The 26116-nt window shown below is 43.6% G+C and carries 19 protein-coding genes, 2 tRNA genes and 3 rRNA genes; 8 read left to right on the top strand and 16 right to left on the bottom strand.

Features of this window, described 5'->3' with window-relative positions; genetic code table 11:
- Nucleotides 1–395 precede the first annotated feature (395 nt).
- Both FM038_RS14465 and FM038_RS14470 read right to left on the bottom strand, forming a co-directional pair.
- Nucleotides 396–1748: a sigma-54-dependent transcriptional regulator gene (locus tag FM038_RS14465; RefSeq protein ID WP_142874086.1), complete on the bottom strand. Its 1353-nt coding sequence runs from the start codon at nt 1746–1748 to the stop codon at nt 396–398.
- Nucleotides 1745–3364 carry a sensor histidine kinase gene (locus FM038_RS14470; protein WP_142874087.1) on the bottom strand — a complete coding sequence of 540 codons (1620 nt, stop codon included), beginning with the start codon at nt 3362–3364 and terminating at the stop codon, nt 1745–1747. Before FM038_RS14470 ends, FM038_RS14465 begins: the two co-directional genes overlap by 4 nt.
- A 360-nt stretch (nt 3365–3724) precedes the next feature.
- Here FM038_RS14470 and FM038_RS14475 point away from each other — a divergent pair, with 360 nt between their 5' ends.
- Nucleotides 3725–4555 carry a hypothetical protein gene (locus FM038_RS14475; RefSeq protein ID WP_142874088.1) on the top strand — a complete coding sequence of 277 codons (831 nt, stop codon included), beginning with the start codon at nt 3725–3727 and terminating at the stop codon, nt 4553–4555.
- Between the two features lie 146 nt (nt 4556–4701).
- Nucleotides 4702–5046 (top strand): hypothetical protein, encoded by a 345-nt coding sequence (locus FM038_RS14480; RefSeq protein ID WP_142874089.1) that lies wholly within the window; start codon nt 4702–4704, stop codon nt 5044–5046.
- A 46-nt stretch (nt 5047–5092) separates the two neighbouring features.
- On the opposite strand, the gene FM038_RS14485 is transcribed toward FM038_RS14480, so the two are convergent.
- Genes FM038_RS14485 through FM038_RS14495 form a run of 3 tightly spaced genes read right to left on the bottom strand, consistent with a single transcriptional unit; the run spans nt 5093 to nt 8233 of the window.
- Nucleotides 5093–6670 (bottom strand): PhnE/PtxC family ABC transporter permease, encoded by a 1578-nt coding sequence (locus FM038_RS14485; protein ID WP_223292866.1) that lies wholly within the window; start codon nt 6668–6670, stop codon nt 5093–5095.
- Nucleotides 6663–7355: an ATP-binding cassette domain-containing protein gene (locus FM038_RS14490; protein ID WP_142874090.1), complete on the bottom strand. Its 693-nt coding sequence runs from the start codon at nt 7353–7355 to the stop codon at nt 6663–6665. The genes FM038_RS14485 and FM038_RS14490 overlap by 8 nt, the downstream gene beginning before the upstream one ends.
- Nucleotides 7356–7378: 23 nt before the next feature.
- Complete coding sequence (locus FM038_RS14495; protein WP_142874091.1) at nt 7379–8233, bottom strand: putative selenate ABC transporter substrate-binding protein; 855 nt, start codon at nt 8231–8233, stop codon at nt 7379–7381.
- Between the two features lie 228 nt (nt 8234–8461).
- On the opposite strand from FM038_RS14495, the gene FM038_RS14500 reads away from it, so the two are divergent.
- Together FM038_RS14500 and FM038_RS14505 are read left to right on the top strand one after the other, a co-directional pair.
- Nucleotides 8462–9136 (top strand): response regulator, encoded by a 675-nt coding sequence (locus tag FM038_RS14500; RefSeq protein ID WP_142874092.1) that lies wholly within the window; start codon nt 8462–8464, stop codon nt 9134–9136.
- On the top strand, nt 9127–10494 hold the full coding sequence (locus tag FM038_RS14505) for an ATP-binding protein (protein ID WP_142874093.1): 1368 nt from the start codon (nt 9127–9129) through the stop codon (nt 10492–10494). The genes FM038_RS14500 and FM038_RS14505 overlap by 10 nt, the downstream gene beginning before the upstream one ends.
- A 70-nt stretch (nt 10495–10564) precedes the next feature.
- On the opposite strand, the gene FM038_RS14510 is transcribed toward FM038_RS14505, so the two are convergent.
- The gene (locus tag FM038_RS14510) at nt 10565–11260 is read right to left on the bottom strand and encodes a 2OG-Fe(II) oxygenase (protein ID WP_142874094.1); all 696 of its coding nucleotides are present in this window, start codon (nt 11258–11260) and stop codon (nt 10565–10567) included.
- Nucleotides 11261–11412: 152 nt separating this feature from the next.
- On the opposite strand from FM038_RS14510, the gene FM038_RS14515 reads away from it, so the two are divergent.
- Together FM038_RS14515 and FM038_RS14520 are read left to right on the top strand one after the other, a co-directional pair.
- Nucleotides 11413–12675, top strand: coding sequence for a cyclic di-GMP phosphodiesterase (locus FM038_RS14515; RefSeq protein WP_142874095.1), 1263 nt, complete (start codon nt 11413–11415; stop codon nt 12673–12675).
- Between the two features lie 109 nt (nt 12676–12784).
- Nucleotides 12785–13114 (top strand): DUF3135 domain-containing protein, encoded by a 330-nt coding sequence (locus tag FM038_RS14520; protein WP_142874096.1) that lies wholly within the window; start codon nt 12785–12787, stop codon nt 13112–13114.
- Here the strand turns inward: FM038_RS14520 and corA are convergent.
- Nucleotides 13109–14056 (bottom strand): magnesium/cobalt transporter CorA, encoded by a 948-nt coding sequence (gene corA / locus FM038_RS14525; RefSeq protein ID WP_142874097.1) that lies wholly within the window; start codon nt 14054–14056, stop codon nt 13109–13111. The two genes, FM038_RS14520 and corA, sit on opposite strands and share 6 nt — an antisense overlap.
- 124 nt (nt 14057–14180) lie before the next feature.
- Nucleotides 14181–14552, bottom strand: a complete 372-nt coding sequence (locus FM038_RS14530; RefSeq protein WP_142874098.1) for a hypothetical protein — start codon at nt 14550–14552, stop codon at nt 14181–14183.
- A 207-nt stretch (nt 14553–14759) separates the two neighbouring features.
- On the opposite strand from FM038_RS14530, the gene FM038_RS14535 reads away from it, so the two are divergent.
- Nucleotides 14760–15446 (top strand): YccT family protein, encoded by a 687-nt coding sequence (locus tag FM038_RS14535; RefSeq protein ID WP_185965840.1) that lies wholly within the window; start codon nt 14760–14762, stop codon nt 15444–15446.
- Nucleotides 15447–16190: 744 nt separating this feature from the next.
- Here FM038_RS14535 and rrf read toward each other — a convergent pair.
- The 6 genes from rrf to gmhB all read right to left on the bottom strand — a co-directional run bounded on the left by rrf (nt 16191) and on the right by gmhB (nt 23310).
- A 5S ribosomal RNA gene (rrf, locus tag FM038_RS14540) occupies nt 16191–16306 on the bottom strand.
- A gap of 149 nt (nt 16307–16455) precedes the next feature.
- A 23S ribosomal RNA gene (locus FM038_RS14545) occupies nt 16456–19360 on the bottom strand.
- A 429-nt stretch (nt 19361–19789) separates the two neighbouring features.
- Nucleotides 19790–19865: transfer RNA gene (locus tag FM038_RS14550), tRNA-Ala, on the bottom strand.
- A gap of 136 nt (nt 19866–20001) precedes the next feature.
- A tRNA-Ile gene (locus FM038_RS14555) sits at nt 20002–20078 on the bottom strand.
- 197 nt (nt 20079–20275) lie between these two features.
- A 16S ribosomal RNA gene (locus tag FM038_RS14560) occupies nt 20276–21822 on the bottom strand.
- Together the 16S, 23S and 5S rRNA genes with 2 tRNA genes alongside form the textbook arrangement of a ribosomal RNA operon.
- A 936-nt stretch (nt 21823–22758) precedes the next feature.
- Nucleotides 22759–23310 (bottom strand): D-glycero-beta-D-manno-heptose 1,7-bisphosphate 7-phosphatase, encoded by a 552-nt coding sequence (gmhB, locus tag FM038_RS14565; RefSeq protein WP_142874105.1) that lies wholly within the window; start codon nt 23308–23310, stop codon nt 22759–22761.
- 221 nt (nt 23311–23531) lie between these two features.
- On the opposite strand from gmhB, the gene FM038_RS14570 reads away from it, so the two are divergent.
- The gene (locus tag FM038_RS14570) at nt 23532–24869 is read left to right on the top strand and encodes an aminopeptidase P N-terminal domain-containing protein (protein ID WP_142874106.1); all 1338 of its coding nucleotides are present in this window, start codon (nt 23532–23534) and stop codon (nt 24867–24869) included.
- A 291-nt stretch (nt 24870–25160) separates the two neighbouring features.
- Here the strand turns inward: FM038_RS14570 and FM038_RS14575 are convergent, their stop codons facing one another.
- Complete coding sequence (locus tag FM038_RS14575) at nt 25161–25574, bottom strand: hypothetical protein (RefSeq protein WP_142874107.1); 414 nt, start codon at nt 25572–25574, stop codon at nt 25161–25163.
- Between the two features lie 181 nt (nt 25575–25755).
- Nucleotides 25756–25884, bottom strand: a complete 129-nt coding sequence (locus tag FM038_RS25315) for a hypothetical protein (protein WP_272877517.1) — start codon at nt 25882–25884, stop codon at nt 25756–25758.
- Nucleotides 25885–26116: the final 232 nt, after the last annotated feature.

The raw sequence follows: 26116 nt of genomic DNA on the forward strand, positions 1-26116 counted from the left end.
GTGAAAGGGTTTATCAATAACTCGTTTAGTTTATTAACACTTCCCTCTTAAAACACTTAATGTTCTTCTGCTCGTTCCCTTTAAACTGTCGCTGTCCATAGAATGGCCTTACCTAGTAAATTTTAGCCGAATTATAATGATTAGGAACAGTATGTCAATAACGACATCAATCATTTATAACATATAGGGTTTAATTAAATAAATAAGTACCATTAACCGTACGACCTACCAATTAAATTATAGTTAAGCTTAAAGGGATGATTAATTAAAGCTTAATTAATCATTAAGAACTGAGCGCCCTGCAATATATAATTCTCAACCAACATAAGAAAACAGATATATTTATTGGACACTCAAACAACATATCAAATCAATCATATAAAGTCGTTAATACTTCACACCAATTGATATTTTTCTAATCGATACAGGAACGCTTTATAGCTCATCCCTAAAAATTTAGCGGCTTTTGTTCGGTTTCCTTGATGCTTATTCATTGCTTGCTCTAAACAGTCTTTTTCAAATAATTCCCACTCAATTCCCTCTTCAGGCAATGAAAACTGGCTAGTATTAAGTGGCTTAGGTTGACTAGAGAGCTCATCTAACATCTCGTCTTCGTCACCTAATAAAACAAATCTTTCGATGCGATTAGCCAACTCTCTGACATTCCCCGGCCAGGCATGATCTAACAGTAATTTTAACGTTGTCGGTGTAAATTTAGGTGCCTCCATCTTGTAGTGGCTGCTATGAAGCTTTAAAAAGTGTTCCACCAACCGACCAATATCTTCCTGCCTATCTCTCAGTGGTGGCATGTGGATCGGCACGACATTAAGCCGGTAATACAAGTCTTCTCTAAAACGTCCCTCTGCGATCTCATGTTTCAAGTCCCTATGTGTAGCCGCAATAACCCTGACATCGAGCTTAACTTCACCATTTTGGCCTAACCGGCTGATCACTCCTTCTTGTAAGAACCTGAGTAAATTCGTTTGTTGAAGTAGAGGAAGTTCACCAATCTCATCAAGAAAAATCGTCCCGCCATTTGCAGCCTCTAACTTGCCAACCTTTTGCGATGTTGCGCCAGTAAAAGCCCCTTTCTCGGCGCCAAATAACTCAGCTTCAGCTAAAGACTCAGGAATAGAGCCACAATTGATGGCAATAAAAGGCTTATGTTTTCGTTGGGATAATTGATATAAAGCGCGCGCAGCGAGCTCTTTACCTGTGCCACTCTCACCGCCAATAAGCACAGTCGCATCCGTTGCGCTCACTCTTTGTACCCGAGTATAAACCTTCTGCATACATGGAGACTTACCGATTAAGCCCACCAGCTCTTGCTGCTGAGACAGTTCAGAAGTGAGTCGTCTATTTTGCTGTTTTAGCACTAAGGATTTGCCAACTTTGTCTATCGCCAGCAATAAAGATTGGCGCTGATATGGCTTAGCTAGATAATCATCTGCTCCAGCTTGCATTGCGTCTACCGCATGGGTAATTGTTCCGTAGGCGGTCGCGATGATAAAGCCCATATCAGGGTGCTCACGTCTAACATAGGTCAGAAGATCCATGCCACTGAGCTGTCCCAGTTTCCAATCAGAAAACACCAGATCGACTAAGCTTTGTTTAAGTGACACGATTGCAGCTTCCACACTGTCAGCACTCGTGATCTTATAGCCATTAGCCTCAAGCATCTGTGAAATCAAACTGCGTTGATCTGGCTCATCTTCAACGACTAATATTTTTAATGGCTCTTGGTTCATGAGGGGCTACCTGTCGTTGAGTTAGTTAACTTAGAAAATGTTAAAGTGACAATCGTGCCACCTGTAGGGTTATCTTTAAACTGAATATCACCGCCATAATGCCCTTTTATTAAGCGCTCAGCGATATAAACCCCCATACCCGTACCTTCAGTTTTAGTCGTTACATGGGGCTGACTCAAGCGCTCTCTGACTTCTGGCAATATCCCCTTTCCACTGTCTTTAACGATCACCTGGTAACGGTTATCTAAGCTGCATATTGATACTTCGACGCTACCATCATCAGGTGTAGCTTCAACCGCATTGATTAATACCGCGTGCAGTATGCTTCTCACCTCAGATTCAGCGCCATGTATCGATGCTGCGCAGCGAGACGAGTCAAAGCTGATCTTAGGCTTAGTGCCTGTAATAGAAAGTTCTAATAAAATATCATGGACTATGGCGTTAATAGGTACTTGATGACTTCGATTGACCTCATTACTCGATAACGTCAGCAAAGATTGAATACTCTTATCCATCATGGCAATCTTTTGCTGTATTTTTTGCAAGAGCTCAGCCTCTTCCTCCTTGCTTTTCGCCTGCATGACCCCCTCAGACAGCAGGCCCACTGTGTGCAATGGATTACGAAGACTATGCGCTATGCCTCTGGTGACTTCCCCCAACTCAGCAAGTTGCTGTTGCTGTGTCATCAATTGCTCTTTTTCACTCAGTTGTGCGAGTTTACTACTCATTTTATTAAAGCCAGTGAGGATAGCTTTCAACTCTTTGACTCCTTTTTCTTCGACTTGAAATCCCAGCTCACCATCACCTAACTTTTGATGTCCTTGAGCAAGTTTAGTCAGCGGCGAACTAATAAAATGGCTCAACACATAAGCAAATATTAATGCTGCAATCGATGTTAGCAAAATTAACCCAAGCATAGACTCACTGAAGCGTTCAAGCTGGTTATTGGTTTTTTGACTTGGGATCACAATTTCACGGCTAAATTGAAAGGACATATCACCACGACTTCTCATAGAAGGTGCTTCGATGATGGCAACATTGCCCTTTTCTAACCAATTATTTGTGTCAATTTCTATCTGGCTAACGGCCTCATGGAGCCGCTCACGATAACTGGTCGCGGCTTCTCTGCGCGCCTCTCTACGAACGTTAACAATATTTTCCAGCTGCAATTTTTCCATCTGTTTTTCATGGGTTGCCATCTCAATTAAATGGTTTTTTAATTCCCTTTGCTTTTGTTTTAGCGCCTGTTGAACATCCCTTCGTTCTTGTGGAGAGAAAGCATGCGGATTTTTTGTTTCGATAAGCAGGATCTCTTCGCTTAACTGACCTATCTCGTGACCTATCTCTTCTATGTCATGCTGAAAGTCACTTCTCGCCTCTTCGATATCGGCAATCGCGTCATGAATATCTTCATCGTCGAATTCGACAATAAACTCTTGCTCACTGCCTACATTATCAATCAAGACTTTGACTAAATTTTGCGAAAGAGCACGCGAGCTTTCACTTAACTCACTTTGTAGTTCTCCCTTATAATACTGAGAAATCAGCAGTTGACTGATCCCAAGTAAAATAATCAAGGCCCCAAAAAGAAGAAACACATACCGCTTTATCGACATACTCGCTCCGAATTACCTATCTGATCCGCAAAACACACACATACAAGCTTATATACAAGAAAAGTACCAAGTTTAAAATCTACGCAATAACAAACAATTGAGCAGCTAGGTTAGCATATTCATAACAAAACTCCTCATATAAGGAAATCAACTGCCCATATAGGGGAGAATCAAGAACGTGAAGCCTAGCCTAATCCACAAAACACCAGGGCAACCCCTAAGTAACTGTTTATGTTCAACTAATAAACCTTGGCATACTCTTCGCACTATCTATGTTTGGATGCTCAGCAAATCCTCATTGAGCACTTAAATGTTAATAAAATTAAACAACGCCTTAATTAGAGTGCGTAAGGACTAAAAATGAAGCTTAAGAATATTGTTATCGCATTAGCTTGTAGTGGCCTACTGGCTTTAAATGTTGCAGCAGCCCCTACCCAGATGCATCAACTCGAATTTGAAGACAACATAACCAAGGCTAAAATTATCACCGATGAAAATGAGCTTATTCAAGTTGAAGTGAAGGTTAATAATGATGAGCAATCATTTACTTTTACACAGGACGAACTCGCAGACCCGCAAGTGATTGAAGATAAGCTTAGCAGTCTACCCAAAGCGTCCGCAGATAAGATTGCCAACCTACTCAACAGAATTAATAAGCGCAGTAAACTTGGCTTTAATCTCTATGCTGAAAAGGAGCTCGACCCTCAGACTCTATTAAAAATTGAAAAAATGACACGCCTTATGGAAGCTAAAGGTCATGAAATGGAAGCTAAGGCTAGAGAGTTTGAGATCCATGTTGCCAAGATGCTCTCTCATGCCGAAATGATGGAAGATAACGAGCACCAGATAGATGCAAGAGCCAGAGAGTTCCAGATCCATATTGAAGAATTGGAGTCCCACGCTGAAGAGATGGAAGCAAAAGCGATGAAGTTAGAAGCCTATTTTGAAGAACATGGAGAAGAATTTGAAATTGTTATGGATAATCTGGCTGACGAGATCTCAGATATTGCTTCACAATATGCCGATGTACAAATTGAATTTATTCAGCGTCATTCAGATAATGACAGTCAACACGTGTTTGTTATACATGGTGACGAAAAATCGGATGTTACTGAACATTTAATCCAGTCCATTAAACACAGCGAACTTACCGAAAAACAAAAACAAGCAATTAAAGATGCATTAAATTAGTTCTCATACTGAAATATCGGCAGGTAACAATATATCTCGATCGGCATTCATCGTTTCTCAATTGAAATGTGTGAACCAGCCAACAGTATCTTAAGCCATAGAACAGTAGGCTCTGAATATTAAATTATTGATCTTCGGAGCCTCTTATGTGGTGGCGTATTATAATTATCTCTCTCGCTTTTCTACTGATCGGCGCACACTTTATGCGTTATGGATACCTCGCGGCGTGCTCGATATTTGCCTTAGCACCACTACTGCTTTTCATCAAACATAAGGCCGTGACTCGGCTACTGCAGTTAACCTTGATCATTTCAGCTTTGTTGGTATGGGGAGTCAGTGGATTTGAGTTTGTGCAGATGCGTATGGCAATGGATCAACCTTGGTTAAGGTTAGGACTCATAATGACTGCGGTAGTCATCTTTACCCTCATTGCCGCCACTTGTTGCAACGGTATTATCGCTAAGCGAGCAACACGTAATCCGCTACGCTAACACTCTAGCTAACCTTCGAAACACATGACTTGAGCAAGCACCGCACTTAAAAATGGCTGCTTGCTCTCGTTTCACCGCTACAAGTCACCTGATTGGCGATATTTGCCACCAGTAAACGTCTACTGATAATATCTACAATGATATTAAGCATGGCAGTACATGCCATTAAGAAGAGCGCTGAGCTGTAACGGATCTCGGAAAAACTGCTATCTATGTAGAAACCTAATGTCGCAACCCCTAGCATACCTAAGATCGCGGTTTCACGTAAAATCACTTCAAAGCGATAAAATGCCAATCCCATTAAGTTGGGATAGATTTGCGGTAAGACTTCGTAACAGAACCCGTCTAACTTTCCGTTGTAGTGAGCCGACACGTCGAGGTTATCTGACTGCTTAGTGGTTAAATACGCAATCAAAGCGCCATTATGGATCCCGAGAGCCAACATAGCTGGCAGCATAGATGGCCCGAGTAACATCATGAAGATGAATGCAAAAATATACTCAGGCACCGATCTGAGTATTAGCAAGGTTATCTTTGACATCGTCGATAACACAGGGCCAATCAAACGCCTTGATGACATTGCAGTACCGTACAAAGCAATCAGATGCGCCATCGCTAACGCACAAATAGCCAATAACAGAGTCACCGCCATGCCTGGCAATGCTTGATTAACGAGCAGATTTTGCCCCCAACTCACTAATTGTTTGAATTGTGATAGATCAAAATCATACCAATGCTCAAGTTGCTGAAGAGTCGGAGGCAAAATATCTAAGGTCAGAAAACGCCATAGCAAGAGCCCGTCAACACTTGGAATCGTTGGCAGTGTGAATAAACTCACTACAATTAAAACAGGAATGAATTTAGCGCGACACCAAAAACGGATACTGCCAATTAGGGCAATAAACAATATCAGCAGTGCAGCACCTTCATGATAGTGACCTTGTCTGAAGGCCGTTTCTAAATAAAAACCAAGCGTAGGCATACCAATAAAGCCTAATACGGCACTGCTTCTAAGCGCACATTCGAATCGATATCTAACGTAAGCAAAGATAGAAACAAGCACATGACTCAATCTGCCATAAAAATAACGACTGATCCTATCTGTCGCAGCTGGCAAGGTTTGCTCAGTACTCTTTGGAGATTGAAGTAAGATATCGCTAAAGACCCGAGCAAAAGTCGCCCCATAGGGGAGAGCTATCGCCAGGATGCCAGTGATCGGTGATAAGCCAAATACTTGAAGAAACAACAGCGCCCAAAATATTTCATGGATTGAGCGTATAACGGCACAAAAAGCGGCGACTAATCGGGAGTTATAGACGAGTGCCAGTGGCGTTCCGATAGCCAATCCCAACACAATCCCCAACATGGCAAAAGAGATTGTTTGCCACAGTGACTCAAACAAATATTCGGTAGCAAAAAAGTCAGGACTAAGAAAACCTGTAGCCATTCTCTGAAATTCACTCCAAGGATCCAATGAGATGATTTCAGTATCAGAAAAAAAGAAACAGATCCCGGCTATCAACCACAAGACTAAAGTGAGTTTTTGCCAGTAAGAAAAAAAGGATATACGCCTGAACAAAGAGCGATCAAGCTGGTAAGCATCGCTTTTCGGTAAATCAGACATGGTTTAATGCATGACAAGGATCATTAGAGATGGGTGAACCCGCATAGAGCTTATCAATCGCGGCCGAAGTTATCTCCAACTTGGGTAAGTCTAGGATCACATTACCTTGACTCAACCCAATCACTCGGTCGAAATGAGCTAACGCAGATGACTTGTCGTGTAATACCATAATCACCGTTTCATGGCGTGAAAAGACGACATCCAGTAAACGCTTCGCCATATTGGGGTCAAGGGCCGAAAAGGGTTCGTCTCCAATAAAAACGGCCTGTTCTTGATATAAAGCTCTGCCTAAAGCAACACGCTGACGCTGACCACCCGATAACTCTGACAGCTTTTTACTGATAGGAAAATCAAGTTCTAGTATTTCGCATATCTTAGCGACATCATTAAAAGGTTGCTTAAATGGTGAGATCAGATTGACCAGATTATAAACCCAATGATGCCTAGCAAGTGCCCCCATATACACATTGTGATAGGTACTTAAGCTATCGACTAATCCCTGCTTCTGTGAACAATAGCTAGCATTATCTTTTAGCATCTTGTAAAGATGTGCAAGCAATGTCGACTTACCCGCGCCAGAGGTGCCTATTATAGCCACTTTTTCACCGGTTTTTATCGATAAAGAAAGCTGATTAATAGCCAGCTTGTCTTCATATTTCAGAGTGAGATTTTCTAGAGTTATCATAGACACAAGCTTTAAAGCACCACCTAATCAATCAGCCCAATGGCCTTTGCTACATTCTCAATCGGCTGGTAGTCCTGGTTATCAGCTTCAACAAATGATTTACGCGGAAAACTGCTTAGCAAATCGGGATCTTTCATCTCCAGCAATACTTTGGTTAGTTTAGCTTTAAAATCTTCACCAAATTGCTCATTTACCCCTTGTCTTACTGTCCACTGATAATCAGGGTATGCAGGACTTTGCCAAATGACCTTCACTTTATTAACATCGACAGTGCCGTTAGCCAGTGCCTTTTCCCAGACTTTGTAGTTAACAGCGCCAACTTGATAAGCCCCCGCCTGTACCTGAGCAATAGTACGACTATGATCGCCGGAAAATCCCACTCTGCGGAACACATTTTCAGCTTTTTTACCCAAATTTCTTTCAATAAAAAATTGCGGCATCAAACGGCCTGACGTCGAACCTTTAGCGCCATAAGTGAAGGTATAACCATTCAAATTAGGAAAACTTTCAGAGGGTAATAGTTCAGCCGAATGGTGGGCAATAAAGTAGCTCTTAAAGAATTGATCTTCATAGCCCTGAGCGATTGCTTCCGAGCCAGGAACAAGACGACGGGCTTGCACCCCGGATAAGCCACCAAACCAAGCTAACTGAACCTGATTATTTCTAAAGGCTGTAACCGCAGCAGAGTATGATTTAACAGGAATGTATCTCACATCGACACCGAGTTGACTCTCGAGGTACTCTGCAACCTTATCAAAGCGGGTACGAAGTTGAGTCTCATCTTCATCAGGAATAGCTGTAAACGTAAATACAGTCGCAAGTACACTTGTAGAGAGTGAACTTAATATGGTTAATGCGACTATGTTTATTAGCCTCATGAGATGTGTCCTATCAGTAAAAATTGTGCAGAATTTTAACGAGAATGGCCTAAGAAACATAGTGATTAATTGCAAAAAGAAGACTCGATCACTATTTTCTACCCTTTATCTTCAAATTAAGTCAGCAGATATTAAGTTACGCTCACGTAAAATATTGGCAAATACAGATATTGGCAATATGCCTTTATCTTAGTAAACTGTTCTAAAAAATTATAAAGGCATAAAATTATGAGAATTTTGGTTGTTGAAGATGATCCTATCTTGTCTCACCATTTGAAGGTGCAACTGAGTGAACTAGGGAATCAGGTTCAAGTCGCATTAACCGCTAAAGAGGGATTTTATCAGGCAACCAATTATCCCATAGATGTCGCCATCATCGACTTAGGTTTACCGGATCAAGATGGCATGAGCTTAATTCAAAATCTACGCGATGAAGGACTAAAGGCCCCAATCCTTATCTTAACTGCCAGAGTTAACTGGCAAGATAAGGTAGAAGGTCTCAATGCGGGTGCCGATGACTATTTGGTTAAGCCCTTCCAAAAAGAGGAATTAGTCGCGCGTTTAGATGCCTTGGTTAGACGCAGTGCAGGATTTGTTAAACCTCAGATCACCAGTGGTGATCTGGAACTGGATCTCGCCGCTAAGCAGCTCTCTATGAATGGTGTCCCCATGGAGATCACCGCTTTTGAATATCTCATACTCGAGTACCTGATGCGTCATTGTCATGAAGTCGTTGCTAAGCAGCGTCTGTTAGATGTGATCTATGGCGATAGAGAAGGCGATCCCAACACCATAGAAGTCATGGTATCCAGACTCAGAAAGAAGCTCACCAAAGAGGGATTGGAGAATCCTATTGCCACGATCCGCGGCCAAGGTTATAAGTTCAACTTGCCATGCAGTTAACGCTTAATATTTTTAAGTTTAAATTTAAGAAACGTCTGCTAACGCGGATGTTTCTTACCTCACTGTCAATTATTGCCTTAGTAGGATTTGGTTTAGCCTGGCTGGTCAACATTCTACATGCCCAAGACAACTACAACGAAGAGACGGCTCAGCTTATTGCTGAGATCCCTAACGTTGCCGCAGAACTGAGAGAGCACGATCTACTTCCCGCCAGCAGTGACGACTGGCTCGAGGAGAACAATACGCCTGAGAGCTATATCATAGCCAGCTGTGATGCAGATTATAGCCAAATTTGGACCTCATCACTGGCTGTCGATAAAGGGCTTTTCGACACCTGCGAACGCTTCAACGACATTCGCCACGACTCCCCTCCCTATTACCTCAATCTTGCCGACGAGAAGGGCTACTTCATCTATTTGCTGTCATTAGAGATGTCAGGTAATCAATACAACCTGTTGGTGATGAAAGATGCAGAGAAACTCGAGAAGGAGCTAGACAAGTTCAGTCGACGCACCTATTTCAGGCTCGCCATGGTTTTGGCTTTGGCACTGGTCTTATTAATCAGTGCTGGTTACTGGGGTATGCGCCCTTTAACTCGAATGAGAAGCGAGTTAGAAAGTGTCAGCAGTGGGAAGACTAAAGCATTATCAGAAGACTATCCTATCGAACTAGAAGGAGTCACCCAGGCGCTCAACCAGCTGCTATCTCAATCGAGTGCTCAGCAGCAAAGGTATCAGAATGCGATGAATGATCTTGCGCATAGCCTGAAGACACGTCTTGCAGCTGTCCATGCCATCACTGACGACGCATCCTTAGATAAACAAGGGGCTAGTGAACGCATTATGGAGCAGGTCAGCCAGATGGACTTGCTAGTAAAATACCAACTCAAGCGTGCCATGCTAGGTCGTAAAGGCCTTAAACATGAACAAACCTTAGTAGCCCCCTTGGTTAATCAGCTTTCTCAGATGCTTTTTAAGGTCTACCGAGACAAACAGGTTCAGTTTACCGCCTATATTCCGCAGGAACATGTATTCCCGGGTGATAAAGGCGACTTGATGGAGCTATGCGGTAACTTAATGGAGAATGCATTCAAATTATGTATCAGTCAGGTGAAAGTCACAGCCCGTTATAGCGATGCCGGAGAGTTTGAACTGATTGTCGAAGATGATGGGCCTGGCGTCGAAGATAGCCTACGCCAAAGGATCATCGAACGCGGTGTCAGAGCCGATACACAAAAAGCGGGACAAGGTATTGGGCTCGCCGTGTGTAATGAGATAGTCATCAGCTACAACGGCAAATTAAGCATAGAAACTTCAGAGCTTGAAGGCGCTAAGTTTAGAATAACGATTCCGATTTAAGCTGTTTTATTCAAAATAAATGAAAAAAGGCTTTACTCAAGTAAAGCCTTTTTCTTGCTCTACACCCCAATTATTTGATCTGTGCATACAATTGCTCAGCCCGATTAAACATCACCCAAGAGGTCGCGATATATTTATCATTACTGATTGGTTTATTGCCTCGATGTGAGTGAGTAAATCCTGCTGGTGCTATGACCATGGTGCCTTTTTTGGGTTTGAGTTTTCTATTCTGATAGAAAAACTCAGTCTCCCCTCCCTCCTCTACATCATTAAGATAAAACATATAGAGCACCACGCGATGCAAGGCCTCATTATGTCCCGCCTGAGGAAACTGCTCCGAATGCCAGTGAGGGTATCCCCCTACTTCCTGCTGATACTTCTGAACATTGATAGTCCCACTGCGGTAGAGGTACTTAACTAATGCCTCGGATCTTGGTGCACCTAGACTGTTATAGTTATCGGGCGTCAGCACAACACCTTGTCCTTTTTCATCAGCGACTTGCACCGATACAGCTCCCATCAATGCCATCGAATATTGATTGAAATATTCGGTAGAGAATCTCAATGTATAAGTGAGTAATTCATTCCTGATACTCTGCAGATCCTCGAAACTGTCTAAGGTGAGATCGCGACTGACTTTCTTTTCTAAATCCACCCCTTGGCCGGTTCTACCATCGGTCACCCCCTTATGTTGTTCGAAACAGGCGATCAAACGCTCACATAAGTCATCAGGGATAGCATTAGGGTATACTTCAATGAAGTCCATTTTATTAACTTTGTCTATTCTGTGTTCAGTCTATGCTGACATAATGGTTAAGTGATTGTAAAGTCATTGAGTTAAGTTAAAATATCGCTATAACAATCAAGCAAGTTCTGGAATAATTACCCTACAAAGGTGGGGATACTGATAAGAAGAATATGAAGAAAAGCCGTAAAGTTGCAGTCAATCAATTACAAGTCGGTAATTTCATCCGTTTACCCGTCTCTTGGAAGGATCACCCTTTCTTATTCAGTAGTTTCAGACTCAAGCAACAGGCTCAAATCGAGCTCATTAAAAAGTTAGCTATCGACTTTGTGTTCGTCGATCTCGAGCGCAGTGATACCCCTCCCTTGACCGAAGAGGTCGCCAAAAATAAAGTGGTGCAACCTCAGAAAGAAGATCTCGATGCACTCACTATCGAAATGCAAAAAACTAAGAATGAGCGTATTGAAAAACTCAAACGGATGCGCAGAGACCTTCAAAAAACCGAGCAAGATTTTGACCGTTCCATCGCAAAAATGCGTAACTTGGTACCTAAATTACGCAATCGTCCGCTAAATGCCATAGATGATGCGAAAGAATTAATTAATGACATGAGTGAAAAATTACTCAACTCAGATAACTTAGTCCTCCACCTTATGGGCGAAGCCAAAGACGACGAATCAATTTATTATCACTCTCTCAATGTCGCCGTACTCTCGATGTTAATGGCAAAAGAGCTGGGCTGGGATAGAGCCGACATAGAATTGGTGGGCATGGGTTCACTATTTCACGATACCGGTAAATTGAAAATCCCACCACAGTTGCTCAGAAAAAAGACGGCTTTAACGCCACCTGAAGTTAACTTTATGAAGCAACACCCGGTCATGGGTGCCGACTTATTGAAACTCGCTGAAAACTTTCCTACCGGCGCCATGCCAATAGTCCTGAATCATCATGAATATCTTGACGGCTCAGGCTACCCTAGGGGACTTAAAGAGAATAAACTCGACAAGTTGTGTCAACTCGTTGCCGTGGTTAACTTATATGACTCTCTGTGTCACCCAAACGCACAAACGAAGGCACGTACCCCATATTCAGCACTGGGCCACATCTATAAAAACTTTAAAACGCAATTGAACCAAGAAGTTACCGGGAAGATGATTAAAATGCTAGGTATTTACCCACCAGGCAGTATTGTAGAATTATCCTCAGGACAATTTGCCATGGTGATGTCAGTAAACTTAGAGAAAATATTATTTCCTAGAATACTTGTTTACGATGCGATGGTTCCTAAGGATCAGGCTCCAATTGTAGATCTTGAAGTCGAAGGTCTGAGCATCGTGCGCTGTATACAACCGATGGCGTTACCCGAGAAAATCTTTAAATATTTAAATCCAAGGGAACGTGTCAGCTATTACATTGGTTCCGATAGTCCATAGTTCTTATCACTAAACGCCTACCGCTCCCCCAAATATTTTGCTGTTTCCTTGCTGAATAGCAAACTATTAGCTAATTTGAAAGTAACGCTATCTTCTGGGGGAAGAGGCTATGACTGAATTACCGAACTTCGACACATTAAGATGGCTAGCAGAAAATGAGCCAGATGAATTAGAAACACTACAAAAAACACTTTGTAAAGAAGCGATCGATTGCTGCCCAGAAGCCAATAAAAAACAACTAATTTCAATGCAATACCACTTGGAGCAACAGTTATCGCGTTGCTCCAACCCCTATCACAGGTGCTATTTAGCCATTAGGATAATGAACGATAAATTTTTGGCATTAAACTCTATTATTAATAATCCAGCTGAATTCCGACAACAGAACGCAAAGATACTCGACTTACCTTGCAAACTCATGCCACTGAAAAAATTATAACCAACCTTTGCCTTTGAAAAAGGCATAGGTACCGCCTGCACTGCCTAACATCATTAAAATAGCCATAGGATAACCAAATTGCCATTCTAATTCGGGCATATTCACAAAGTTCATACCATAGGCACTCGCAATCACAGTCGGTGGCAGAAATATAACCGCTGCAACAGAGAAAATTTTAATAATTTTGTTTTGCTGTAAACCACTGAATCCCATCGCAGCATCAAGTAAAAAGTTTAACTTATCGAAAATAAACTGGCTATGTGGCATTAATGATTCAATATCGAGCAGCATTTCTCGCAGATCTTTCAAACTTTCTTCTGTGAGCTGCCCACGATAATACCTTTGCATATATCGCAATGATCGCTGGGTATCTAGGAGACTCAGGCGGATTTTTCCATTTGAATCTTCTTGCAAGGTGATCAGCTTGAAAACCTCATCAAGTTCATTATTTTCAAACACTTGCCCGCTTATGCCATCGACAACGGAGTACACGTCTTCGATAAGGTCGGAAAGATAATCAACCTTGAGATTAAATAATTCGAGTAACAGGGTTTGAGGTGTATCCGCAGTGATCCGGCCAAGGCGAAGGTAATTTCGCAGTAAGCGGATCAAACCGACGTCATCTTCTCGAATCGTGAGCAAAAAATCTTTTCGTATGTTGAAAGAGACGTTGACCCCTTTAACATCTTGTCCCGCCCTTTGTGGAAACAAAGAGTTAATATGTAAGCCGTCGCTATTTTGATAGAAGCGCGCAGAGGCTTCTATTTCATTGATATCTTCTTCTTCGGGGACTTCCTCGACAGAGTAGCCACTCAACCAATCGCGTTCTTCATCGCTAGGTTTAAATAGATCTAACCAGAGGGTGCCTTGAGGTACAGTATCTTGTATGTTTAATTCAGTAATCGACAGATTACGATTCTCGTAGACATATGCAGTTATCATTGAACCTCCTGAAAAACACTTAAGCGAAAATTGAATGACCTAAGCGAAGAGAAAAATCTGGGATATTCTACCTGAATCACTATGATTAAACAGCAGTAAACTAAAGAATATCAGTATGAGCAGACTATTTTGCTGCGGCGATGATCACCCGCTCTTGATTAGATAACCGGATATTGATGCCTTCTACCGTTGTGATCTGATTATTAGAAATATCTTTCTTCCTAACATGGTAAACATCAGATTTGTCTTCTAATGGAGACACGATCGTCACACGAACAACTTGATTACCATCTTGCCAGTTCCAATACCAATAACCTGTACTCGCAAACAATGACACAGCAATTAGCCCAAAAATGACATAGCGTAATATTATCTGCTTACCAACATTAGCCGTTGTATTAGAGGGTCTTTTCCCCCTTGAATCACTCGGTTTTTTTCGTAAAAACAACATTGCAGCAATAATAACAAAGAAGGTAACCAGGATTTTAGTAAACAAAAGAAGCTCCAACGAAATCATGAAAAGCGAATTATAACGTCTAAATTGAACTAAAACTGATATTAATATCTAACCTTTTATCTGAGCGGTTAAAATATGGCTCAGAATCAATCTAAAAAAGTCAAAACTAGTGAATTCATTGAAGACCAGATATTCTAGTGGTCTCGTTACGGCGATTAATCCCTTATATACACGCTAGGATAGAAGATGAAATTTAAACGACCTCTCACAAGCTTAATACTCGCGATGCTGTCTGTACCAGCATATGCACAAATCACTGTTTCACTGCCTAAGTCAGTAGATATTTTGGTCGTGAATGGGCAATTATCAGAATCAGCTTCAACGCTCGAGCTACCAAATGGCAGCAACCAAATCCTCTTTAAGTACAACACTAGCTTCAGGCAACAAGGTCAACAGAGACGTTTCACATCTGAAGCTGTCATTCTGACCTTCAATGGACAAGATTCAGCATATGAACTAATTCTGCCTAGACTCAGATCTGATAGTGATGCTGACAGCTTTAATAAATTTGCAGAGTTGACCCTTATCGATGATGCGGGTGTAGATGTTAAATACACCAGTGACCTGCTTCTAAAAGAGGGAATACAACTAGGCAGAGATTACGATGAAGAGATAGCAGTCTATAACGCTGATTCATCTCCTGCAGCGCTGACAAGGCTTACGACACAAACACAAGAACCGACATCTAACTTGGTACCCGCAATTTCAGTGACAGCTGTAAGTATTGAGGCTTCAAACTCAACAAAAGCAGTGACTCCATCTATAACAGACACAAGTAAAGAACAGATAAATGTCGGTCAAATGCTTGATTTTTGGTATAGCCAAGCTGATGAAGAGACTCGTAAAGCTTTCAAACAAAAAATAGAAGATTAAACATCTTTTTGGGTTTAGGTCTAGCAGTACCTAAGCCACTTTTATCTATCTAGCAACTCCTTCTCGGAACGTATACACGAAAAAAGCCCTAGCGTTTTCTGCTAGGGCTTTTTTCGTGTATTAGGCGCCTGGAAATGACCGACTCGATCCACGAAGTGGACACATGAGGGCGAAAAATCAGTGCTTTGGATGCGCAGCATTCAACTGTTTTGTAGCGAGAAGCGACGCAGTCGCTGAACTGGGGAGCAAGCCACATGGATGTGGTGAATGTCAGAAATGCATGGATGCAATTTCTGACCAAGGTCAGCGGCGGAATGGCTTCGAAGCAGGAGCTTTGAAAACCTTAACAAAGGCACCTTCCAATGGCATAGCTTTGAATGGACATGATACTTGCCGAAGGCCGAACACATGGGGGCGGAGAAGTCGCGCTTTGGATGCGAAGCATTCAGCTGCTTTGTAGCGAGAGGCGACGTAGTCGTCGAACTGAGGGGGCTGACCGCTCAGCGGCGGAATAGCTTCGAAGCAGGAGCTTTTAAAACCTTAACAAAGGCGCCTGTCATGGCCAGCTATGCTAAAGCTTCGCGCTCATAAGCACATCGCTATTGCGATATTCGCCCTACTATCACATGAAATGAATCTCACTGCGTTCGGACTTTCTATTTCCCCATGCTCGAGTGGTCATCTTTCCAGGCTAAAAACGAAAAAAGCCCATTGCGTTAGCAATGGGCTTATTCGTTATTAGGCGCCTGGAAATGACCTACTCTCACATGGGGAGACCCCACACTACCATCGGCGCAATTGCGTTTCACTTCTGAGTTCGGGATGGGATCAGGTGGGGCCACAATGCTATGGTTTCCAGACTAATTTGGTAAAATTTCGAAAGCTGGCTATTCAGATGCATTAACGCGTCTAAATCGCAAAAATAATTGGTCTAACTTAAATCAAATACGTATTCTTTTGTGCTTATGAAGTAACACACACACTAACTACACAAACCCATCTGGGTTGTATGGTTAAGCCTCACGAGTCATTAGTACAGGTTAGCTCAACGCCTCACAACGCTTACACACCCTGCCTATCAACGTCCTAGTCTCGAACGGCTCTTTAGAGGAATTAAATTCCTAGGGATGACTCATCTTAGGACTCGCTTCCCGCTTAGATGCTTTCAGCGGTTATCGATTCCGAACGTAGCTACCGGGCAATGCTATTGGCATAACAACCCGAACACCAGCGGTTCGTCCACTCCGGTCCTCTCGTACTAGGAGCAGCTTCCTTCAATCATCCAACGCCCACGGCAGATAGGGACCGAACTGTCTCACGACGTTCTGAACCCAGCTCGCGTACCACTTTAAATGGCGAACAGCCATACCCTTGGGACCGACTTCAGCCCCAGGATGTGATGAGCCGACATCGAGGTGCCAAACACCGCCGTCGATATGAACTCTTGGGCGGTATCAGCCTGTTATCCCCGGCGTACCTTTTATCCGTTGAGCGATGGCCCTTCCATTCAGAACCACCGGATCACTATGACCTACTTTCGTACCTGCTCGACGTGTATGTCTCGCAGTTAAGCTGGCTTATGCCATTGCACTAACCGTACGATGTCCGACCGTACTTAGCCAACCTTCGTGCTCCTCCGTTACTCTTTGGGAGGAGACCGCCCCAGTCAAACTACCCACCAGGCACTGTCCTCAACCCCGATTCAGGGGCCAGAGTTAGAACATCAAAACTACAAGGGTGGTATTTCAAGGTTGACTCCACAAAAACTAGCGTCTCTGCTTCAAAGTCTCCCACCTATCCTACACATGTAGGTTCAATGTTCAGTGCCAAGCTATAGTAAAGGTGCACGGGGTCTTTCCGTCTAGCCGCGGGTATACGGCATCTTCACCGCAATTTCAACTTCACTGAGTCTCGGCTGGAGACAGCGTGGCCGTCATTACGCCATTCGTGCAGGTCGGAACTTACCCGACAAGGAATTTCGCTACCTTAGGACCGTTATAGTTACGGCCGCCGTTTACCGGGGCTTCGATCATGAGCTTCTCCGAAGATAACCCAATCAATTAACCTTCCGGCACCGGGCAGGCGTCATACCGTATACTTCCTCTTGCGAGTTTGCACAGTACTGTGTTTTTGATAAACAGTTGCAGCCACCTGGTATCTGCGACTGCCAGCAGCTTAAGGAGCAAGTCCCATCACCGCCGGCAGCGTACCTTCTCCCGAAGTTACGGTACCATTTTGCCTAGTTCCTTCAGCCGAGTTCTCTCAAGCGCCTTGGTATTCTCTACCCAACCACCTGTGTCGGTTTGGGGTACGATTCCTACTAACCTGAAGCTTAGAAGATTTTCCTGGAAGCATGGCATCAACTACTTCATCCCCTTGGGGACTCGTCATCAACTCTCAGCTTTGCAATTTAATGCGTTCACCCGGATTTGCCTAAGTGAACAGCCTACAGCCTTAAACGCGGACAACCAACGCCGCGCTAGCCTAGCCTTCTCCGTCTCTCCATCGCAGTTAGTAGAAGTACGGGAATATTAACCCGTTTCCCATCGATTACGCCTTTCGGCCTCACCTTAGGGGTCGACTTACCCTGCCCTGATTAACATTGGACAGGAAACCTTGGTCTTTCGGCGAGGGAGTTTTTCACTCCCTTTATCGTTACTCATGTCAGCATTCGCACTTCTGATACCTCCAGCGTGGGTTACCCCTTCGCCTTCAACGGCTTACAGAACGCTCCTCTACCGCTTGCTAGTAAACTAGCAAACCCATAGCTTCGGTGTATTGCTTAGCCCCGTTAAATCTTCCGCGCAGGCCGACTCGACTAGTGAGCTATTACGCTTTCTTTAAATGATGGCTGCTTCTAAGCCAACATCCTAGCTGTCTAAGCCTTCCCACATCGTTTCCCACTTAGCAATAACTTTGGGACCTTAGCTGATGGTCTGGGTTGTTTCCCTTTTCACGACGGACGTTAGCACCCGCCGTGTGTCTCCCGTATAGTACTCATTGGTATTCGGAGTTTGCAAAGGGTTGGTAAGTCGGGATGACCCCCTAGCCTTAACAGTGCTCTACCCCCAATGGTATTCGTACGAGGCGCTACCTAAATAGCTTTCGAGGAGAACCAGATATCTCCGAGTTTGATTGGCCTTTCACCCCCAGCCACAAGTCATCACCGCATTTTTCAACATACGTGTGTTCGGTCCTCCAGTTGATGTTACTCAACCTTCAACCTGCCCATGGCTAGATCACTCGGTTTCGGGTCTACACCTTGCAACTAAACGCGCAGTTAACACTCGGTTTCCCTACGGCTCCGCTATTCGCTTAACCTTGCTACAAAATGTAAGTCGCTGACCCATTATACAAAAGGTACGCAGTCACGGTCTCAAGGACCGCTCCCACTGCTTGTACGTATACGGTTTCAGGTTCTATTTCACTCCCCTCACAGGGGTTCTTTTCGCCTTTCCCTCACGGTACTGGTTCACTATCGGTCAGTCAGGAGTATTTAGCCTTGGAGGATGGTCCCCCCATGTTCAGACAAGATGTCACGTGTCCCGTCCTACTCGTTTTCATCTATAGTTAGTTTTCATGTACGGGGCTATCACCCTGTGCCGCTGAGCTTTCCAACTCATTCCACTAACACCCTATAGACTTAAGGGCTAATCCCCGTTCGCTCGCCGCTACTAGGGGAATCTCGGTTGATTTCTTTTCCTCCGGGTACTTAGATGTTTCAGTTCCCCGGGTTTGCCTCACATACCTATGTATTCAGTATGTGATACTCACTTATGTGAGTGGGTTTCCCCATTCGGATATCGTTAGCTCAAATGCTTGTTACTAGCTCGCCAACGCTTTTCGCAAGTTACTACGTCCTTCATCGCCTCTGACTGCCAAGGCATCCACCGTATACGCTTAGTCACTTAACCATACAACCCACATAAGTTTGAAACCTACATGCACTGTATCGCAACTAATGGTGTTTACTTTCGCCAAAAGAATACTCTTGAAGTACATTGCTGCACTTCGGCACTTGATTTAAGTGTTTGAGAACTCAATTATTTTATATTTCGCGCTAATGCTATAAACCACTGTAATTACCGAATCTTACGAATCAGCTTTCACAATAGTCCCTTTCACATTAACACTATCAGCTTTCCAAATTTTTAAAGAGCGGGCTTAAAAAAGCCAAAGATAAAGTATTAGTTTATCTTTGGCGTCTCTATCCATGTGCATGCCTTACTTTCTGCTGGAAAAGTAAGTTTACTTAGTCAATCAGAGTGTTCTCTGATAACTAGCAAAGTAAATGGTCTATCTACAAGAGAGTATCGAACCTAAGTTCTTAACAATCGAGTAAATGGTGGAGCTATGCGGGATCGAACCGCAGACCTCCTGCGTGCAAGGCAGGCGCTCTCCCAGCTGAGCTATAGCCCCATTTACATGCAGTCGAGAAATCATTAAGTATCCAATGTAAACATTGGCGAATCCAAATCGACTTTAGACAAGGCGTAAAGAGAGGACGTTTAGCCTGCTAAACGACGAACTTTACAACACAGTATAAAGGAAGATTTGGTGGGTCAGAGTGGACTTGAACCACCGACCTCACCCTTATCAGGGGTGCGCTCTAACCAGCTGAGCTACAGACCCATTCTTTTTGGTCTTTTAATCCTTTCTCATCGTTACTTTCTTCGTTTCTCAGTCATGTGCTAGAGCACATTCCCTACGAGACTCATCAAGTGCCTTGATTAAGAATCAAAATCCTCAAAAATACCTTTCGATATTCTCTTTCTTTCTATCAAGTAATCTGTGTGAACACTCAGCAAACATTGAGTTAGTCGTATAGGTAAGGAGGTGATCCAGCCCCAGGTTCCCCTAGGGCTACCTTGTTACGACTTCACCCCAGTCATGAACCACACCGTGGTAAACGCCCTCCCCGAAGGGTTAAGCTATCTACTTCTGGTGCAGCCCACTCCCATGGTGTGACGGGCGGTGTGTACAAGGCCCGGGAACGTATTCACCGTAGCATTCTGATCTACGATTACTAGCGATTCCGACTTCACGGAGTCGAGTTGCAGACTCCGATCCGGACTACGACCGGCTTTGTGGGATTAGCTTGACCTCGCGGCTTTGCGACCCTCTGTACCGACCATTGTAGCACGTGTGTAGCCCTACTCGTAAGGGCCATGATGACTTGACGTCGTCCCCACCTTCCTCCGGTTTATCACCGGCAGTCTCCCTAAAGTTCCCACCATTACGTGCTGGCAAATAAGGATAAGGGTTGCGCTCGTTGCGGGACTTAACCCAACATTTCACAACACGAGCTGACGACAGCCATGCAGCACCTGTCTCACAGTTCCCGAAGGCACCAAGCTATCTCTAGCGAGTTCTGTGGATGTCAAGAGTAGGTAAGGTTCTTCGCGTTGCATCGAATTAAACCACATGCTCCACCGCTTGTGCGGGCCCCCGTCAATTCATTTGAGTTTTAACCTTGCGGCCGTACTCCCCAGGCGGTCTACTTAATGCGTTAGCTTGGGAGCCCAGTAACTAAGTTACCAAACTCCGAGTAGACATCGTTTACGGCGTGGACTACCAGGGTATCTAATCCTGTTTGCTCCCCACGCTTTCGTACCTGAGCGTCAGTCTTTGTCCAGGGGGCCGCCTTCGCCACCGGTATTCCTTCAGATCTCTACGCATTTCACCGCTACACCTGAAATTCTACCCCCCTCTACAAGACTCTAGTTTGCCAGTTCAAAATGCAATTCCCAGGTTGAGCCCGGGGCTTTCACATCTTGCTTAACAAACCGCCTGCGTACGCTTTACGCCCAGTAATTCCGATTAACGCTTGCACCCCTCGTATTACCGCGGCTGCTGGCACGAAGTTAGCCGGTGCTTCTTCTGCGAGTAACGTCACAGCTATAGTTTATTAAACTACAACCTTTCCTCCTCGCTGAAAGTGCTTTACAACCCGAAGGCCTTCTTCACACACGCGGCATGGCTGCATCAGGCTTTCGCCCATTGTGCAATATTCCCCACTGCTGCCTCCCGTAGGAGTCTGGGCCGTGTCTCAGTCCCAGTGTGGCTGATCATCCTCTCAGAACAGCTAGGGATCGTCGCCTAGGTGAGCTATTACCTCACCTACTAGCTAATCCCACCTAGACTCATCTAATCGCGAAAGGCCCGAAGGTCCCCTCCTTTCCCCCGTAGGGCGTATGCGGTATTAGCAGTCGTTTCCAACTGTTATCCCCCACGACTAGGCAGATATCTAGGCATTACTCACCCGTCCGCCGCTCGACAGCGAAAGTAGCAAGCTACCTTCCTGTTTCCGCTCGACTTGCATGTGTTAGGCCTGCCGCCAGCGTTCAATCTGAGCCATGATCAAACTCTTCAATTAAAGTTTTTTGATGCACTTCCTTTCGAAAATGACATCGGCTCAACGAATCTTTTGCCTCCACTTTAAAAAGTGAAAACAAATTACTGTTTTCACAAACCCGAAGGTTTATGAAGCTTACATATTTTGCTTCTTAATCATTACTCTCTCGAAAGAAAACAAATCATAAGTTGCTATGGTCACTCAGTAGTTCATTGAGTAAATTTTTGATTGCCGACATTCCGAAGAACAGAAGGCAATTTCGAATAACTCAACACCTGTGAGTGCCCACACAGATTACTTGATAAATTGTTAAAGAGCGTGACACCAATTTTTCAGGTATCGCCGTTAGACGCTAGGTCGTTGGCTTGAGGAGGCGTATTCTACACTCTCCGTTATTGGCGTCAAGCGTTTATTTTAACAAGGTTACCAAGCGATTATTTGTTAACCACTACTGTGGTAACCAATCAAAACCTGAACCTCTTTAAATGCTTCTCGCCTACGTTAAATCCCGAAAGAAATAACTAACTAACATTGCTGTAAGTCCCTTGCTACCTAAGCTTTCGTTTAGTTAGCGGCTTACGATGCCGTGTCAGTGGATGCGCATTATAGGGAGTTTCATCTACAGTGCAAGGGGTTTACACAACAATTTTAATCCCAAGACACCAAGTGACGAGTATTTGCGCAAACGGAACAAAAATCACCGATAATCCTTACAATTGGCGACACATATTAGTCAAAATTAGTATTCCAATAGCTTAAGGCCGCCAAACGTTCAAAATGGCTAGTCAATATCAATAGCTGAGTGACTATATAAGTAAGTACTCGGCTACTGATTGATTCCAAGAGTATAGAGGTTCGTTTTGTACCTATGACCGAATAGGCTTAAATTGAGTAGAATGCTGGGAAGTATTGAGGTGTGTAGCTAAAGAGTAAAGGCCCCTATGGAGCCATCACGTTTTAAATTTTTGCTAAATACCCTGGCACATCGGCAATTGAATCAAGCACCACACTTGCAGCGGCAATGGCTTCATCAGTCACTGACTTACCTGTACGAACTAAAATACGCGTTGGGATACCCGCAGCTTTCGCCGCCAACATATCATCACGCTTATCGCCCACCATCACTGAACGACTTAGGTCAATTTTAAGAAACTCGGCTGCGGTTAACATCATTCCAGGCTTAGGCTTACGACAGTCACAGTCTTGCTTATAGTCACCAAGCCCTTTTTCTGCATGATGAGGACAGTAATAGATACCATCAAGCTCAACACCTTTATCAGCAAAATTCCAATCCATCCATTCTGTCAGACTGTGAAATTGATCTTCACTATACATACCACGCGCAATACCTGATTGATTAGTGACCACAGCAAGCTTGTACCCCATCTCTTTAAGAGCACGACATGCATCAAACACACCTTCCACATATTCAAAATCATCAACTTGATGAACATAACCATGGTCGATGTTGATCACACCATCTCTATCTAAAAAAACTGCTGGGCTCACGTGTTTAACTCCTAAGTCTGATTCAGAACATTATCCCATCCATTGACTCAGATTGCACCGCGAAGTTATCGTTTTCTGACAAGAAGATTGTAATGGATAAAATATACAAATATAGTAATCCTTAACCGGGCTATTTGTATATCTTACTATTTCATGAATAAATGCATATAAACCAAACGAGATAAGCCCAAATAGGTCAACATCGAATAAGAGATCAGATAATGAACCACAGCCTATATCAAGCAAGAAGAAAAGCCCTATTTGAACAGCTTCCAGAGGACAGCTTTGTTATTCTTGCTGGCTATCAACAAAAGGTTCGCAGTAAAAATATAAAATATCATTTCAGACAAGATAACGACTTTCTTTATCTCACTGGTTTTAACGAGCCAGATTCGGTCGCCCTGCTTTGCGCCGATAACAGCAAAGAGTGCGGCTTTAAGTACACACTCTTTTGCCGACCGAAAGACAAAGCTCAAGAAGTCAGTTTTGGTGAACGAGCAGGTGTCGATGGAGCCATATCAACCTTTAATGCTGATGAAGCCTACGATATAGCACAATTAGAATCCATACTCCTTTCACAACTGGCTCACCATCAACACGTTTTTATTAGCGATGAACTTGGCCGTTTTTCAGGACATGTAATTAGCTGGCTCAACCATCAAAGAGCCACCGCTCCCTTCGATACTATTAAGCATCATCGCAGCCTGACTCCCCTCTCTAAAGCACTACATCCAATGCGAGTAGTAAAGAGTAGTGAGGAGATACAGCAGATCAAAGCCGCTGTTGCCGCCTCTATTGATGGTCACAAAGCAGTAATGACAGCTTGCCACCCTGGGATCAATGAGGCAGAGCTGGCTGCTACTTTTGACTTTACGATTGCTAAACATGGGGCAACTGATGTCGCATACCCCAATATAGTTGCCTCAGGTAACAATGCCTGCTGCCTACATTATGAAGAAAATTGCTGTAAAACTGCCGATGGACAGATACTACTTATCGACGCCGGCGCAGAACTCAACGGTTATGCATCTGACATCACCCGTAGTTATCCGGTAAATGGTAGATTCACCACAGAGCAAAAAGCGATTTATCAGTTGGTGTTGAACGCTTTAGATGCAGCCATTGAAAAAGTACAGCCCGGCGCCGATTGGAATTGTCTCTATGAAACCTGCATGGAAGTGATGGCCAAAGGTTTGCTCGAACTTGGTTTATTGAATGGCAACATAGATGACATCATGAAAAATGAAAGTTATAAGCGTTTTACCGTGCATAAAACAGGTCACTGGCTTGGCATGGATGTGCATGATGTGGGTCCATACCACAACAATCAGGGTGATTGGCGTAAGCTTGAACCAGGAATGACATTCACCATAGAACCTGGGATCTATATCCCTCTGTCGGCAACAGATGTCCCTGAAGCTTACCGAGGCATGGGGATCCGTATTGAAGATGACATTCTAGTGACTCAAACAGGCTATGAAAATCTATCAGTGGGCGTGCCACGCACAATCGATAATATCGAAGCAATTATGCCCGCATCATCTTGTAACAATGACTGAGACTATCACGTTTGAAGCTAAAACCTAGTAAGCCCCTAAAACAGCAGGCATAAGCATGCTTAACTTGTAGGTTAACAAATTTGAAGTATCCATTAAGTTTGTTTCTTTTGACAGGTTTACCAGAGGTTAGTGTGATAAATAATGTCTCAAAAGAAAAGCTCGCTGAACTTCAACTTGATTGCAACGGGGTTGGTGGTTAAGTCAAAATCTTGCGAGATAAGCATAAAAAAACCGAGCCCTAGAGATAGAGCTCGGATTTGAAACGAATAGATAACTGAGTGATATGAGGCTTTATTCTTTAAGCTGCTTGTTGATTATTTCTGCATCTAACAGCTCGACTGCACTATCGAGCATTTCAAAGTCCATTCCAGCATAACAACTATAATCAACCTCCCCCATGTTATGACGATTAACTGCAATAGTGAGTGCAGCGATGAGAGTTTCTTTATGAGGGGAATATCTATAGTGATCAACTCCACTGATGAGTCCGCAAAGAATCAAAGATTCGGTATTTGATCTTTTACAATAAACGCCAGTGTGCCAATTTTTATTCAAACTAAATCCTGATTCTACGATATCCATTGAACACTTTGTAACGTCGATGCTATCTGAGCAAGCCACATTTGCTTTTTCTAAAAAAGCACCAACTTGATATGAAGCATTTGACTTGTGAAATGTAGCGCTAAAGCAGCTAAATAAACTCATTTTATAACCCTTAATTGTTGGTGGGGTACGACTCACTCAATCTATCGAGTCGCCGCTCGGCAACAAACACCTACCCCTAAACCAACTCAGCCCCTACCATTTCTGGTAAGGGCGGAAATAATACATAGCTTCTAGCTTTCCGAATCACTCGCTCGGCTGGTAGCATTGATATGTTTCAACATCATTCACGACCTATCTCGTGACACCCTGAACCATAACAACCTCCAATTTCATCTAGTATTGTCACTGACACACTCAGTAGCGTCAATCCATTCTCTGCAGTAACTAGCACATAAACTGAGCCATCCATAGTAAATCCATTGATGGTTTCATCTGACCTACATGGACTTCCGGAGATATGACGTATGGAGCAGAGATATGCCAGCCCTATCTTTTACCTATTAACCACCTAGTTTAAAACAGTTTTTTGCATTCTCAGATCTTAGTTAGAGTTTGATTCATCTAGGTAAGCAAAACTTCGTTGATATCTATCACCTCCCGTGGGTGATGTGCATGGATGCACAAATGTTGTGTTCACTGGA

The organism is Shewanella eurypsychrophilus (assembly GCF_007004545.3).
In the GTDB taxonomy this organism is placed as follows: Bacteria; Pseudomonadota; Gammaproteobacteria; order Enterobacterales; family Shewanellaceae; genus Shewanella; species Shewanella eurypsychrophilus.

What these genes read in the sequence shown, in the direction of transcription:
- FM038_RS14465 (WP_142874086.1), bottom strand. Translation starts at nt 1,748, where the DNA reads ATGAACCAAGAGCCATTAAAAATATTAGTCGTTGAAGATGAGCCAGAT.
- FM038_RS14470 (WP_142874087.1), bottom strand. Translation starts at nt 3,364, where the DNA reads ATGTCGATAAAGCGGTATGTGTTTCTTCTTTTTGGGGCCTTGATTATT.
- FM038_RS14475 (WP_142874088.1), top strand. Translation starts at nt 3,725, where the DNA reads ATGAAGCTTAAGAATATTGTTATCGCATTAGCTTGTAGTGGCCTACTG.
- FM038_RS14480 (WP_142874089.1), top strand. Translation starts at nt 4,702, where the DNA reads ATGTGGTGGCGTATTATAATTATCTCTCTCGCTTTTCTACTGATCGGC.
- FM038_RS14485 (WP_223292866.1), bottom strand. Translation starts at nt 6,670, where the DNA reads ATGTCTGATTTACCGAAAAGCGATGCTTACCAGCTTGATCGCTCTTTG.
- FM038_RS14490 (WP_142874090.1), bottom strand. Translation starts at nt 7,355, where the DNA reads ATGATAACTCTAGAAAATCTCACTCTGAAATATGAAGACAAGCTGGCT.
- FM038_RS14495 (WP_142874091.1), bottom strand. Translation starts at nt 8,233, where the DNA reads ATGAGGCTAATAAACATAGTCGCATTAACCATATTAAGTTCACTCTCT.
- FM038_RS14500 (WP_142874092.1), top strand. Translation starts at nt 8,462, where the DNA reads ATGAGAATTTTGGTTGTTGAAGATGATCCTATCTTGTCTCACCATTTG.
- FM038_RS14505 (WP_142874093.1), top strand. Translation starts at nt 9,127, where the DNA reads ATGCAGTTAACGCTTAATATTTTTAAGTTTAAATTTAAGAAACGTCTG.
- FM038_RS14510 (WP_142874094.1), bottom strand. Translation starts at nt 11,260, where the DNA reads ATGGACTTCATTGAAGTATACCCTAATGCTATCCCTGATGACTTATGT.
- FM038_RS14515 (WP_142874095.1), top strand. Translation starts at nt 11,413, where the DNA reads ATGAAGAAAAGCCGTAAAGTTGCAGTCAATCAATTACAAGTCGGTAAT.
- FM038_RS14520 (WP_142874096.1), top strand. Translation starts at nt 12,785, where the DNA reads ATGACTGAATTACCGAACTTCGACACATTAAGATGGCTAGCAGAAAAT.
- corA (WP_142874097.1), bottom strand. Translation starts at nt 14,056, where the DNA reads ATGATAACTGCATATGTCTACGAGAATCGTAATCTGTCGATTACTGAA.
- FM038_RS14535 (WP_185965840.1), top strand. Translation starts at nt 14,760, where the DNA reads ATGAAATTTAAACGACCTCTCACAAGCTTAATACTCGCGATGCTGTCT.
- FM038_RS14570 (WP_142874106.1), top strand. Translation starts at nt 23,532, where the DNA reads ATGAACCACAGCCTATATCAAGCAAGAAGAAAAGCCCTATTTGAACAG.
- FM038_RS14575 (WP_142874107.1), bottom strand. Translation starts at nt 25,574, where the DNA reads ATGAGTTTATTTAGCTGCTTTAGCGCTACATTTCACAAGTCAAATGCT.
- FM038_RS25315 (WP_272877517.1), bottom strand. Translation starts at nt 25,884, where the DNA reads ATGGATGGCTCAGTTTATGTGCTAGTTACTGCAGAGAATGGATTGACG.